This is a genomic window from Pelosinus baikalensis (genome assembly GCF_020819555.1).
Classification (GTDB): domain Bacteria; phylum Bacillota; class Negativicutes; order DSM-13327; family DSM-13327; genus Pelosinus; species Pelosinus baikalensis.
Genome location: NZ_JAJHJB010000039.1, coordinates 32480 through 45026 on the forward strand (window position 1 = coordinate 32480; position 12547 = coordinate 45026).

Sequence of the window (12547 nt, forward strand, 5' to 3'; positions counted from 1 at the left end):
TCTGAGGAAATAGGCATTTTTTTATTTAAACGTGAGACTGTAGATAAGACAAAAAGGTTTGTGTGGCGATGGATAAGGTTTTTTTCTTATCATAGATAATACCGACGGTTCTTGTGGGCATGGGCGGTGATACTGGGATTTCAATGAGGGTTCCTTCTGCGAGATCTTTCTTAACAAAGTTTCGAATGACAACGGTAATACCCAGCCCGATTTTGGCAAATTCAATGAGAAAATCCATTGTATTGATTTCGACTTCTGGTTTGATAAAGATATTATTTTCCAATAAGAATTGATCTATATATTGTCTTGTTATATTATCTGACTCTAGGAGCATAAAGATACCTTTGGAAAAGATATCATTAGGTTCTACGATTTGCAATGAGTCTAAATACTCCTTCTCTGCAACAAAAATATCCTGGATATCTGCTAATTTAACAAAGGTATAAGGACTGATGTTAAAGGGGCGGCTGACAATACCGAAATCAATCATTCCTTGATCAATATTTTTTAGGGTATCAAAGGTTGTGTTATTAATGATCTTTATTTTTATTTCAGGATATTGTTTCATAAACGGCTTCAGATGTGATAAAAGAAAGTATTTGCATAATACGGTGCTGACACCAATGGTAATCATACCTTGCTTTTTGCTCTTAAGTTCGGTTAATACGTTTTCTCCATCAGCAATGATATGAAGTGCTTTTTGAATATATTCATAGAAGATTTTCCCTTCGGCAGTAAGAGTAACTCCTTTGGAGCCTCGGGAAAATAATTTGACATCTAAGAGGGTTTCTAGTTTTTTGATGGATTTACTTACGGCTGGCTGGCTTATATATAAGGATTCTGCCGCGTGAGAAATATTTTTGTAGAAGGCTACCGTATGAAAAATTTTATAAAGCTCTAAATCTTCACGCATGATATAACTCCTCATTATAGTAAGTATAATTAATATGTATTATTATTATATCATATTAAATTTTATAATATAATGATAGAGCGTGTTTCAATAAATACGCAACCATAGTAAAGAGACTCTAATAGAATTCTGGAAAGAGAGATGATAAACGTGATCACAGGGAAAGTATGGAAGTTTGGGAATGATGTGGATACGGATCAAATCATTCCATCTCAGTATTTGCTGCTGCCTAATGTTGAGGAAATGAAGCAGTATACGTTTGAGCCTTTGGATGAAAACTTTGCTTCTACCGTGTGTCCAGGTGACATTATTGTAGGGGGTGAAAACTTTGGTTCCGGTTCGTCCCGAGAGCAAGCTCCTTTAGTATTAAAAGCTCTGGGTATCAGCGCAGTAGTAGCGAAATCCTTTGCCAGAATCTTCTTTAGAAATGCAATCAATATTGGGTTGCCGGTTGTGATTTGCAAAGAGGTGTATGATGCTGTAGAACAAAAAGATACATTGGAAATTGATGTTCTAAAAGGTACGATTAAGAATGTTACAGAGGATAGGAATTTTACATCTACAAAACTTCCTGCACATGTAATGAATATTTTAGAAGCAGGCGGTTTAATTGGTTTCTTAAATAAAAAGTAAAGGGGGTACAATAATGGGAATGACAATGGGAGAGAAAATCTTGGCCAGAGCCAGCGGTAAGGATCTTGTGAAACCAGGAGAGATCATTACAGCAAAAGTTGACTTATGTATGAGTAATGATGGTACAACCCATTTGAATATTGATATATTTGAAAATCAGCTGAAAGCAGAAAAGGTGTTTAATCCTAAAAAAGTGATTTTTATTGTAGACCATAATGTGCCTTCAGAGAGTGCAAAGACGGCTCAGGTACACAAAAAAATGCGAATATTTGCGCAAAAACATGATATTCCCTTTTATGAAGGCACAGGAGTCTGTCATCAAATTATGATAGAAGATTTCGTTGTACCAGGGCAGCTGGTTATTGCTGCTGATTCTCATACCTGTTCTTACGGTGGTCTGGGTGCCTTTGGCACAGGGGTAGGCTGTACGGATTTTACTTCCGTCATGAATACAGGCGAAATTTGGCTGATGGTTCCGGAAACATTGAAATTTGAAATTGAGGGCAGCTTCAAAGCAGGAGTATATGCCAGGGATCTGATTTTGAAGATCATTGGTGATATTGGGGCTAATGGAGCAAATTATAGAATTATGGAATTTGGCGGTCCTGCAGTGAAGAAATTTACTGTCGATGATCGGGTTGTGCTGTGTAATATGGCAGTAGAAGCAGGGGCAAAAACAGGTCTTGTTGAGCCGGATCAAATTGCGATTGACTATGTTGAAGCCAGAGGACGTCATGACATGAATCTATTTACAAGTGATGAAGATGCAGTGTATGAAAAAACTTATCAATATAACCTTGATGAATTGGAACCGATGATTGCCATCCCTCATTGTGTCGATGATGTAGTTGGCGTAACCCAGATTGGGGAAGTAAAAATCGATCAGGGCTTTATCGGTTCCTGTAATAATGGCAGGATCGAGGAATTACGTGCTGCAGCGCAAATTTTGCAGGGAAAGAAAATTGATCCTTATGTTAAACTGCTGATTTCACCTGCTTCAAAGGCAGTATTTTTAGAGGCGTTAGCAGAGGGATTGATTGATATCTTTGTAGAAAGCGGCGCCATGGTGCTGAATCCCAATTGCAGTGTTTGCTGGGGAAGCTGCCAGGGCGTAATTGGTGAAGGTGAAACCCTGATCTCGACTGGGACAAGAAACTTCAAGGGTAGAGCAGGTCATCCAAACTCGAGTGTGTATCTTGCTTCTGCGGCAACGGTAGCCGCTTCTGCCCTTACAGGAAAAATAACCGATCCTAGGGGGTTTGTGGTATGAAAGAAGCTTTCAAAGGACGAGTGTGGAAACTTGGGGATGATATAGATACGGATATTATTATTCCGACGCAGTTTCTTGCCCTAAAGACCGTAGAAGACATGAAAAAATATGCATTTAACCCGCTAAGACCGGAGTTGGCAGCGCAAATCCAGCCAGGAGATATAATTGTAGCAGGTAAAAATTTTGGCTGCGGCTCGTCTCGGGAGCAGGCTCCTGAGATATTGGCGGCTTTGAAGATAGGCTGCATTATTGCCAAGTCCTATGCCAGGATTTTTTACCGCAATGCATTTAATAATGGTTTATTGCTGCTCGAAAATAATGAACTGTATGATTGTTGCAGTGAAGGGGATCATGTCTCTGTTCATTTAGAGAGCAGCCAAGTTCTGCTAGGGGAAAAATCCTTTGAGGTGGCATCCATTCCAACGGATTTATTGCAGATGGTAGAAGCGGGAGGATTAGTTCCTTTTATGAGAAAGCGCAATGGCAAATAGTATTGCTGGAAAGGAAGTGCAGTATGGGTTATACGCTAACTGAAAAAATAATCATGAGAAATACGAAAAGAAGTTCCGTTACAGCCGGAGAATTGCTCAATGTGAATGTGGATAAGGTTATGGTTCATGATATCTTTGCTCCCTTTGTTGTTGAGAAATTTAGAGAGATGGGTTTTGAAAAAGTTTGGAATCCAGATAAAATTGTATTTGTCTATGATCACTTAGTCCCCACTAGTTTTATTGAAGATTTTCGCCATCATAAAATAGCAGATGCCTTTGCCGCGGAGCAGCACATAAAGGCGGTTCATCGTGCAGATGGGGTCTGTCATCAATTAATGCCTGAGTTACGCTATGTAGTTCCCGGTCAAGTAGTCTTTGGTACGGATTCCCATACTACGACCTATGGTGCCATTGGTTCCTTCTCAACAGGAATTGGCTATACGGAGATGGCGGCGATTTTTGGTACGGGACAATTGTGGATTAAGGTTCCGCCAACTCTTAAGTTTAATATTAATGGCGAGCTTCCTAAGGGCGTTTATTCCAAAGATATAATTCTTAGGATCCTTGGTGATATTGGTGCTGATGGCGGTACTTATAAAGCGCTGGAATTTAGCGGTTCTACAATCAAAGGATTGAGTATATCTTCCAGAATGACTCTTTCCAATATGGCGGTAGAAGCGGGAGCAAAGGTTGGGGTTATTGAGCCTGATGAGAAGACTTTTGCTTTTAGCGGCGTCGAGGGTAGTCAATTCCAAGATCTTAAGAGTGATCCAGATGCCAGCTACGAAAAAGTATTTAACTATGATGCCTCCAATTTTAAGCCTGTGGTTGCATGTCCATCCAATGTGGATAATATCAGTGATGTAGAAGCACTGTTAGGAACAAAAATTGATCAAGGCTTTATCGGTTCCTGTACCAATGGCAGGTTTGAAGATTTAGAAGTAGCTGCCAAGATTCTAAAAGGGCGCAAAATTGCTCCCTTTACAAAATTAATTGTTACGCCTGCAAGCCGGAGTATTTATGCAGAAGCTGCAAAGGCAGGTATTATTGGAATCTTAGTGGAAGCCGGGGCGATTATGAATCCGCCAGCTTGTGGTTTATGCTGTGGCAGGAGCGGTGGGATTGTATCGGATGGGGAGCGGGTAATTGCCACTAACAATCGTAATTTTTTAGGCAGAATGGGTAGTCCGAAATCGGAAATTTTTCTCGCCTCTCCAGCAACCGTTGCTGCAGCGGCTTTAGAAGGTAAGATTGCTGATCCAAGAAAGTATTTATAATTCATAAAAAAGCACTAGCTGCGAAAATGGCAGTTAGTGCTTTTTTGGTACAATAGAATATATAGGTTTTTTAGATGGAGAAAATATAAAAAAATATGAACCACAAAGGCACAATGCCGCTGATACGGCACACTAAGAGAACACAAACGATAATTTATAAAAATAAGCCCTTTGTGTCCTTTGCGTCTTTGTGGTTCGAATCTATTTTTTTGTTTTAAGAGCAATATCCTTTACTACTTCGCCGGCAATGATTAATCCGGCGACAGATGGTACAAAAGAGATGCTGCCGGGAATTTGGCGGCGGATGGTGCATTTACGGGTAGTGCCAGAGGGGCAGATACAACCAGTTGCACAATTAGAGCCTTCTGTTTCGATTGGGGTTACAGGCAATTCTTTGGAGTAGACTACCTTTAAGGAATGCACACCGCGTTTTTTAAGTTCTTTACGCATGACTTTTGCCAAAGGACATACGGATGTTTTATAAATATCGGCTACTTCGAATTTCGTAGGATCAAGCTTATTGCCTGCCCCCATGCAGCTGATAATAGGAATGTTTTTAGCCTTGGCTTTTTCGATTAGATCAATTTTTCCCGTTACCGTGTCAATGGCGTCTACAATATAATCGTAGTCGTCAAAGATTAACTCAGCAGCAGTGTCTGGCATATAGAATTTTTGAAAGATCGTAACTTCTGCATCCGGGTTAATCTCTAAGATTCGTTCTTTCATTACTTCGACTTTCGCTTTACCCACGGTTTTTCTAGTCGCAAGCAATTGGCGGTTAATATTTGTAAGACACACGCAGTCATCATCAATCAATACCAGTTTACCTACACCAGCACGGACTAAACCTTCCACGGTATAGGAGCCTACACCGCCAATACCGAAGACAGCGACTTTACTTTGTTTCAAATTTTCTAAGGCTTCTACCCCGATTAATAATTCGGTTCTAGAGAACTGATGTAACATATTGTCACCCTTTTTCCATATCAATATTTAACCAACTTGGCTGATTCCTTGATTTAGCCACTATTTAACTCAAACCAAATCTTATCAAAAATACTTATAAAATTCAACTAAATATAGTCTACTTTTATTTAAATGCAAAAATCTGTAAAGAAAAAGCTTCTTTATGGTATGTTGACAAGGAAATGTGAGTGTTTGTGTGGAATATACACAATGATTAAATGTCTCGTTATCCTTATATTTGGAGGAATTACTGGTTACTAAATAGATATGACATTCAGTTGTCGCTGCAAATTCAGGAGGTAGAAAGTAATGTTGATTGATTTGACACTTAAGATGAGTAAATCTGATTTTATCACAGATGATCCATCAAGAAAATTAGGACATTTTGGTACTCATTGTGATGTTATGAATAAGGAGTTTCTGTTAGAAAATATTAAAAGAGTGGGTAAAATTATTGATATTAGTAATATAAAAGACAGAGAAGTCAATATTACGGATATCAATATTGAAATTGAAAAAAATGATTTTGTAATATTTAAAACAGATCATTTGAAGATAAATGGATACGGAGCAAAAGAGTATCAAATAAAAAGTGCAGAACTATCCGATTCAGTCATTGATTTTCTAATTGAGAAAAAAGTAAGCTTGATTGGGGTAGATGCCCCAGGATTGCAGAAAGCTTCCAAACATGGGGAAGTAGATCAGCATTGTGCAGATCATAATATTTTCGTAATCGAGAATTTGTGCAACATCGATACCCTTTATGAAAAGGTAAAAAGCAACAGCTTTACGGTCTATTGTTTTCCTTTAAATCTTTTGGATTCAACAGGTTTATCCTGCAGAGTCATAGCAGAGTTTTAATTGGACAGCAAGTAATGGATAAAATAGAAGATGTGAATTCAAACTCCTACAAGGTGACTATTGATATCTTGCAGGAGTTTGTGTTTTTATAGTAAATAGAGGAATATAAGATCCTTTGCAAAATATAGGAAACTCCAATTTAAGTATGGACTCCACCAATTGTACAATAAAGGAGCTATTTATGAAGAATACGAAAGACCTTCAAACTGGACAATTTAGCAATACTCCTATTATTATCTTATTAGTTCTCATGTATGTAATCGTGGCCATGAGCGATAATTTTAAAGGTATTTTTGTACCTTTTTTCAAAGATGATTTTGGTATTAATAATACGCAGATTGGCTATGTCCTGACAGCAGGTTTTTTGGTCTATGCAGTGTTTCAATATGTTGGTGGTATTTGAAGGTAGGCTATAAGAAAGTCAAAGGTTTGATGTTAATGTGCGGTACGTTAATCGCAATGGTTGTCAACATGCTAATGGGGATAGGGAATGATACCATTGGTGTGCATTATCCTATTATAGTATCGCCATCTGCATAACCATAACTACCATCGCTGTTGCATTGATAAAGAGAAAGGTAGATGGCTTTGAAGGGAAGGAAAGGACAGGATGATGAATGGAGTACAATTTTACCGTGATGAACAGTTGCCGTATTTCGAATTAAAGCTATGTGATACCAGCCAGCTTTCCTATAGAAAGCACGCTCATGAGGAATATTCATTAGGTATTGTAGATAAAGGAACAAGCTCATTTTGGTATGAAGGTAAGTGGGAAGAAGTAAATCCGAAAACGATTGTTTTCATCCCTCCGAATTTAGTACATTCTTGTAATCCACAGCAAGAGGATCAATGGAAATATAAAATGCTATTTATCAATACAGCATGGATACATCGTTTCATGGATAGTAAAGAAAGATTTCTTTTCCGGAATCCAATTGTTGAGGCGATTTCTGATCCGGAAATATTTAAAATGACCAACCAAATGATGGAAAATATAATGGAAGATGCAAGTCCTCTAGAAAAAGAAGGCAGCATCATTGCTCTTTTTGATAAAATGGCCGTCCATTTAGATCAAGTAAAAAATATAAAAATCAAACAAGAACTTCCTAAATTAAAAGTCATTAAAGAATATTTACATAGTAATTTTTGTGAAAGAATTACATTGGATGACTTAGAGCGAGTTTCAGGGATCAATAAATTTCATCTGATTCGTCTCTTTAAAGATGAATTTGGCATACCTCCCCATATGTATCAAACCTTATTAAGAATCAATTATGCAAAAAGACAGCTTCGCAAGCAAAGGCAAATAACTGAGGTAGCATTAGAAGCAGGATTTTATGACCAAAGTCATTTCCATAAAGTTTTTAAAAGCCATACAGGGATTACTCCAGAGAAGTACGAAAAAATATAAATTTAATTGATAGGATCCAATTGGATTCTATCAATTTTTTACAATACGCCTGCTGTTTGGTTTGTTACAATGTTAAAAACAGGAGGGCACTATGCAGAAAAATATTTTATCGTATAAAAACAGTATTCATTTTTATAAGCAAAAACAGTTACTAGCTAACCTAGTTATGATTGTAGTTGTTGTATTATGGGGGCTTTCCTTTATCAGCATCAAAATAGCCGTATCGGAAATTCCGCCAACAACCATGGCACTGATACGTTTTGCCATTGCTTCTTTACTTCTTAGTATTCTATTAAAGAAAGTAGAACCCAATGCGAAGATATCTAAGACAGATCTTCCTAAAATGGCAGCAGGCGGTATATTAGGCATCACGTGTTACTTTTATTTTGAGAATATTGGTGTTCAATTATCGACAGCCGTGAATGCATCTCTTATTGTAACCATTGTCCCGATTATTGCCATCAGTTTGGATGTCTTATTCTTTAAAAGTAAGATAACACCATTAAAGTTAATGGCAGTTGGTATCGCATTAATAGGAACGTACTTGTCAATAACCGCCAATGGAAAGATTGAATTTAACTCGAATCATTTCCTCGGCAATATACTCATGATTTGTGCCATGGTATCTTGGGCACTTTATACCTTAATCAATAAATCATTGCAGGGTAGATATTCAGGTGTATGTATGACAACCTATCAAACTATTTTTGGTACTCTCTGTCTAGTGCCTTTATCCATCTTAGAATATAGCGAATGGAGATTGTTTTCTTTGCTGGCATTCTGGCATGTCTTATTTTTGGCGATTGGCTGCTCGGTTATTTGTTATTTATTATATATGTATGTTTTGAAACATCTGGATGTTGCTATTACCACAATCTATTTGAGCGCAGTACCTGTTATTGGAGTGGTAAGCGGACAGTACTTCCTAAAGGAAAGTGTCTTTCCTATTCAAATGATAGGCGGGCTGCTAACTATTTTAGCGATAGTTGTAGTAAATATAGATATAGTAATGCAAAGGAGAAATATGAATTGTGAAAATTGTAATGATTATTAATAAAGAATTGCCAATCGGCTTAATTGCCAATACTGCGGCAGTATTAGGAATCACAGCGGGTAAACTATGTAGTGAAATTGTAGGACATGATCACTTTGATTCAGATGGAAACGTGCATGCTGGTATTACTACCAAAACAATCCCGATTTTATCAGGCACAAAAGCACAAATTAAATCGATACGCGATAGCTTATATAGGGAAGATCACATAGAAACTACTGTCATTGATTTTAGTGAAGCAGCGCAGAGATCATTAGACTATGAGGCATATGTTGCATTATTAGCAAATCTTGAAAGTGCAGCCATTGACTATTTAGGAATCTGCATATATGGTCCGAAAAGAACGGTGAATAAGCTTACAGGGTATTTAGGGCTTCTCAGATAGCTTTGTTAAAATACAATAGTAATTCTGCAAAAATATATTAAATTGCAGGATTATTGTATTTTAATGGTAAATAGAATGAGTGTGATAAAAGCTATGTGAATTAATGATTTTATGTATATATCTAAAATCATTACACGAGGTGAAGTGCGTGTTTGAAAAAATAGTTGTATTTTTTATGACTGGTACAGGAAATTCATATCAGGTAGCTGCATGGTTTGTAGAGTTAGCAGCTGCACTCGGTGTAGAAACGCAAGTGCAGCAAATTAAAGTGACAAAACTTTCTATTGAACCAAATCGTAGAACGCTGTGCGTATTTACATTTCCTACTCATGGATTTACAGCTCCTTGGTTATTGTTAAAACAGATTTTATATCTTCCTAGGGGCAAGGGGACGGCTGCTGTGGTTCTTCCTTCGCGAGCTGGCACTAGGATCAAAGGAATTTCACTTCCGGGAATGGAAGGAACAGCTGGTTATCTAACGGCTTGTCTATTATTTTTGAAAGGGTATAGGGTAAAAGGTGTTATAGGTGTAGATATGCCTAGCAACTGGACTGCAGTCCATTGGGGATTAAGCAAAGAAAATAAAGAGTTTATCATTTCAGCAGCAGAGCCAAAAGTGAAGCATTTTGCTAAAGTGATTTTAAATGGACAAGTATATTTTCATGGTATTGTCCCTTTAATGTTAGGGTTATGGCTAGCTCCTATTTCTGTAATGTATCTGATTCTGGCACAGTTAATACTTAGTAAATTGTTCTTTGCCTCAGACAAGTGTATAGGCTGCCAGCAATGTGCTAACTTCTGTCCTAAACAGGCAATTGTAATGGTCGGATCCAAAAGAAAGCGTCCTTACTGGACTTACTCCTGCGACAGTTGCATGGCTTGTATGAATTACTGCCCTTATGAAGCAGTAGAAGTAAGTCCAATTATCGGAATTATGTTCTATTTTATAGGTACAATACCGATTTCAACCTATATACTAAGTCATTTTGTTACCCGGCCTCTTTCTTGGCTGCCGATCAATTGGGATGGAATCATTCAATATATCTATATTTTAATTTCTGTTTTTCTAGCATATCTGCTGCTGCATGCTGCTCTAGGCTGGCGCTTTTTTTGCATAATCTTTAGCAAGCTTACCCATACTCGCTATTTTCGCAGGTATCATGCTCCCAATGTAAGCGTAAAGAACTTCAATCAACGTTCGGTTTATCACAGATGACTAATCGGTATATACCAAGGATATCTTGTGTATAGTGAAGTTGCCGGTTGACACAATAAATGAATTGATGTACGATAACAGCAATAATAAATGAAGTAAGCTGATTGGAAAACCAAAGGCTTCGTCACTTTTTGAAAAAGAATTGGCGAGGTCTTTTTTGCGTCAGCCAGGAAGTATGAGAATCTGAAAAAAATGTCTTTGTGGTTCGATTGTTTTATATGTTTTTAAAGAACGTTACTTACTAGCAAGATTCATTTTGAGGTATCCTTTTGGGTAGTATCTGACTAAAAAGTGCATACTATCTTTTTGAAGAAAATAATATACAATGGAATGGAGAAGTATAGGTAAAGAAAATACAAAATGGAGGTAGTTTTATGAAGGTGTTAGCATTGAACGGTAGTCCAAGAAAAGGGTGGAATACACAAATCCTACTAAAGCATGCTCTAGAGGGGGCAGCATCTCAAGGTGCAGACACAGAGCTTATCCATCTGTACGACCTAAACTTTAAAGGCTGTATAAGCTGTTTCGCATGTAAATTAAAAGGCGGTAAAAGTTATGGGAAGTGTGCTTATCAAGATGAGTTGACGCCTGTTTTAGAAAAAGTGGAAGAAGCCGATGCCATTATTCTAGGTTCGCCTGTCTATCTAGGAGCAGCTACTGGTGAGATGAGATCTTTCCTAGAGAGATTCGTCTTTCCTTTTCTAGTCTATGATCAGAATTACTCCAGCCTTTTCCCCAAGAAGATACCAACAGGTTTCATTTACACAATGAATGTGGATGAAAAGCGGCTGAAAGATATGGGATATGAGCATAATTTTCGGAATACGGAAATGGCATTAGCTAGAACCTTTGGGAGCTCAGAATCATTGTTAGTTATGGATACCTATCAATTTAGTGATTATTCCAAGTATGTGGTAACTTCATTTAATCCAGTGGAAAAAGCGAAACGAAGGGAAGAAGTATTTCCCATAGATTGCAGTAAGGCATTTGATATGGGGGTCCGTTTTGCAGGAGGCAAGTCCGATGGGATTAATTGAAGTTAACCAAGAGCGCTGCACCCGATGTGGAATTTGTACTGAAGTATGTCCTACTCGGGTTTTAGCTATGAGTAAAAATGGTCCGGAAGCAATTGCTCCTGAGGTCTGCATTGCCTGCGGACATTGTGTAGCTGTATGTCCACATCAAGCGCTAGATAATAAGAAAGCACCTCTCAGCAAGCAAATTGCGTTAGCAGAATTTCCAGTGTTACCTGCAAAAGAGGCTCAATTATTTCTTAGATCCCGCCGATCCATTCGTAAATACAAAGAAAGATCTGTGCCCCACGAGCAATTATTGCAGTTAGTTGAAATCGCTCGTTTTGCGCCGACTGCCAGTAATGGGCAGGGTATATCTTATATAATTATAGAGAATAAAGAGTTTATTGAGAAGTTGATAGAAGTAGTAATTGAATGGATGGAGAGCCAAATTTCTGTACATTGGAGTTTTCTTCTTCATGTGAAAGCATATAGAGAGGATAAGAAAGATACAATCTTTCGAGGGGCTCCCCACATCATTTTGGCAACTGCCAATAAAGATTTTTCCCGCGGTCGTGAGAATACAGTTTTCGCTTTAACATACCTGGAATTGTATGCAACGACCTTGGGGCTCGGATCTTGCTGGGCTGGACTGTTTGAAATGTGTGCATTTTCAGGCTATAAACCTTTACTGGATTTGCTGAACATACCAGAAGGAAAAGAGATAACCGGCACCGTCATGGTTGGCTATCCACAATATAAGTACCAAAGACTGGTAGATCGCAACCCCTTAGATGTTACTTGGTTGTAGGTACAGTTTTGCGGAGAACGTTTAAACACAGAGCACACTGAGAGACTCACCTATTTTTTTAGATTGTGAAGTGTTTTATTATAAGTAGAGAAGGTATAAGTTCTATAGTGGGAAAAAAATGAAATTTTATGAACCACAAAGGCACAATGCCGCTGTTGCGGCACACAAAGGAGTGCGCAAGAAAACGTAAAAATCCTTTGTGTCCTTTGCGTCTTTGTGGTTCCTTTTTAGCCCCCTAGAAGATTT

General features: G+C 38.0%; 15 protein-coding genes. 13 read left to right on the forward strand and 2 right to left on the reverse strand.

Translation table 11 applies throughout. The features are described 5' to 3' along the window. Positions 1–25: 25 nt before the first annotated feature. A complete protein-coding gene (locus tag LMF89_RS20475) occupies positions 26–913 on the reverse strand; it encodes a LysR family transcriptional regulator (RefSeq protein WP_229536698.1) in 888 nt (295 codons plus the stop codon). Between the two features lie 141 nt (positions 914–1054). Between LMF89_RS20475 and LMF89_RS20480 the strand changes: the two genes are divergently transcribed. From LMF89_RS20480 to LMF89_RS20495, 4 genes are read left to right on the forward strand one after another with little or no spacing between them, the layout of a single operon-like run. Next, complete coding sequence (locus LMF89_RS20480) at positions 1055–1546, forward strand: 3-isopropylmalate dehydratase small subunit (RefSeq protein ID WP_229536699.1); 492 nt, start codon at positions 1055–1057, stop codon at positions 1544–1546. 13 nt (positions 1547–1559) lie between these two features. Next, on the forward strand, positions 1560–2816 hold the full coding sequence (locus LMF89_RS20485) for a 3-isopropylmalate dehydratase large subunit (RefSeq protein ID WP_229536700.1): 1257 nt from the start codon (positions 1560–1562) through the stop codon (positions 2814–2816). Further along, a complete protein-coding gene (locus LMF89_RS20490) occupies positions 2813–3307 on the forward strand; it encodes a LeuD/DmdB family oxidoreductase small subunit (RefSeq protein WP_229536701.1) in 495 nt (164 codons plus the stop codon). The genes LMF89_RS20485 and LMF89_RS20490 overlap by 4 nt, the downstream gene beginning before the upstream one ends. 23 nt (positions 3308–3330) lie before the next feature. Beyond that, complete coding sequence (locus LMF89_RS20495) at positions 3331–4584, forward strand: 3-isopropylmalate dehydratase large subunit (RefSeq protein WP_229536702.1); 1254 nt, start codon at positions 3331–3333, stop codon at positions 4582–4584. A 201-nt stretch (positions 4585–4785) separates the two neighbouring features. Here the strand turns inward: LMF89_RS20495 and LMF89_RS20500 are convergent, their stop codons facing one another. Next, on the reverse strand, positions 4786–5550 hold the full coding sequence (locus LMF89_RS20500) for a tRNA threonylcarbamoyladenosine dehydratase (RefSeq protein WP_229536703.1): 765 nt from the start codon (positions 5548–5550) through the stop codon (positions 4786–4788). A gap of 309 nt (positions 5551–5859) precedes the next feature. Between LMF89_RS20500 and LMF89_RS20505 the strand changes: the two genes are divergently transcribed. The 9 genes from LMF89_RS20505 (at position 5860) to LMF89_RS20545 (ending at position 12301) form a co-directional block, all read left to right on the forward strand. Next, positions 5860–6411 carry a cyclase family protein gene (locus LMF89_RS20505; RefSeq protein WP_229536704.1) on the forward strand — a complete coding sequence of 184 codons (552 nt, stop codon included), beginning with the start codon at positions 5860–5862 and terminating at the stop codon, positions 6409–6411. A gap of 181 nt (positions 6412–6592) precedes the next feature. After that, positions 6593–6814, forward strand: a complete 222-nt coding sequence (locus LMF89_RS20510) for a hypothetical protein (RefSeq protein WP_229536705.1) — start codon at positions 6593–6595, stop codon at positions 6812–6814. Beyond that, complete coding sequence (locus LMF89_RS20515) at positions 6811–6951, forward strand: hypothetical protein (protein WP_229536706.1); 141 nt, start codon at positions 6811–6813, stop codon at positions 6949–6951. Before LMF89_RS20510 ends, LMF89_RS20515 begins: the two co-directional genes overlap by 4 nt. A 70-nt stretch (positions 6952–7021) precedes the next feature. After that, positions 7022–7822, forward strand: a complete 801-nt coding sequence (locus tag LMF89_RS20520) for an AraC family transcriptional regulator (protein WP_229536707.1) — start codon at positions 7022–7024, stop codon at positions 7820–7822. A gap of 91 nt (positions 7823–7913) precedes the next feature. Continuing rightward, on the forward strand, positions 7914–8876 hold the full coding sequence (locus LMF89_RS20525) for a DMT family transporter (protein ID WP_229536708.1): 963 nt from the start codon (positions 7914–7916) through the stop codon (positions 8874–8876). Further along, positions 8854–9261, forward strand: coding sequence for a DUF2000 domain-containing protein (locus LMF89_RS20530; RefSeq protein WP_229536709.1), 408 nt, complete (start codon positions 8854–8856; stop codon positions 9259–9261). Before LMF89_RS20525 ends, LMF89_RS20530 begins: the two co-directional genes overlap by 23 nt. A gap of 148 nt (positions 9262–9409) precedes the next feature. Continuing rightward, positions 9410–10477, forward strand: a complete 1068-nt coding sequence (locus LMF89_RS20535) for an EFR1 family ferrodoxin (RefSeq protein ID WP_229536710.1) — start codon at positions 9410–9412, stop codon at positions 10475–10477. 374 nt (positions 10478–10851) lie between these two features. Then, on the forward strand, positions 10852–11514 hold the full coding sequence (locus tag LMF89_RS20540; RefSeq protein ID WP_229536711.1) for a flavodoxin family protein: 663 nt from the start codon (positions 10852–10854) through the stop codon (positions 11512–11514). Continuing rightward, positions 11501–12301 (forward strand): nitroreductase family protein, encoded by an 801-nt coding sequence (locus LMF89_RS20545; RefSeq protein ID WP_229536712.1) that lies wholly within the window; start codon positions 11501–11503, stop codon positions 12299–12301. Before LMF89_RS20540 ends, LMF89_RS20545 begins: the two co-directional genes overlap by 14 nt. Positions 12302–12547 lie beyond the last annotated feature (246 nt).

Excerpts from the sequence above, each read along its gene's own strand:
- LMF89_RS20475 (WP_229536698.1), bottom strand. The coding sequence starts at position 913 with ATGCGTGAAGATTTAGAGCTTTATAAAATTTTTCATACGGTAGCCTTC.
- LMF89_RS20480 (WP_229536699.1), top strand. The coding sequence starts at position 1,055 with ATGATAAACGTGATCACAGGGAAAGTATGGAAGTTTGGGAATGATGTG.
- LMF89_RS20485 (WP_229536700.1), top strand. The coding sequence starts at position 1,560 with ATGGGAATGACAATGGGAGAGAAAATCTTGGCCAGAGCCAGCGGTAAG.
- LMF89_RS20490 (WP_229536701.1), top strand. The coding sequence starts at position 2,813 with ATGAAAGAAGCTTTCAAAGGACGAGTGTGGAAACTTGGGGATGATATA.
- LMF89_RS20495 (WP_229536702.1), top strand. The coding sequence starts at position 3,331 with ATGGGTTATACGCTAACTGAAAAAATAATCATGAGAAATACGAAAAGA.
- LMF89_RS20500 (WP_229536703.1), bottom strand. The coding sequence starts at position 5,550 with ATGTTACATCAGTTCTCTAGAACCGAATTATTAATCGGGGTAGAAGCC.
- LMF89_RS20505 (WP_229536704.1), top strand. The coding sequence starts at position 5,860 with ATGTTGATTGATTTGACACTTAAGATGAGTAAATCTGATTTTATCACA.
- LMF89_RS20510 (WP_229536705.1), top strand. The coding sequence starts at position 6,593 with ATGAAGAATACGAAAGACCTTCAAACTGGACAATTTAGCAATACTCCT.
- LMF89_RS20520 (WP_229536707.1), top strand. The coding sequence starts at position 7,022 with ATGATGAATGGAGTACAATTTTACCGTGATGAACAGTTGCCGTATTTC.
- LMF89_RS20525 (WP_229536708.1), top strand. The coding sequence starts at position 7,914 with ATGCAGAAAAATATTTTATCGTATAAAAACAGTATTCATTTTTATAAG.
- LMF89_RS20540 (WP_229536711.1), top strand. The coding sequence starts at position 10,852 with ATGAAGGTGTTAGCATTGAACGGTAGTCCAAGAAAAGGGTGGAATACA.
- LMF89_RS20545 (WP_229536712.1), top strand. The coding sequence starts at position 11,501 with ATGGGATTAATTGAAGTTAACCAAGAGCGCTGCACCCGATGTGGAATT.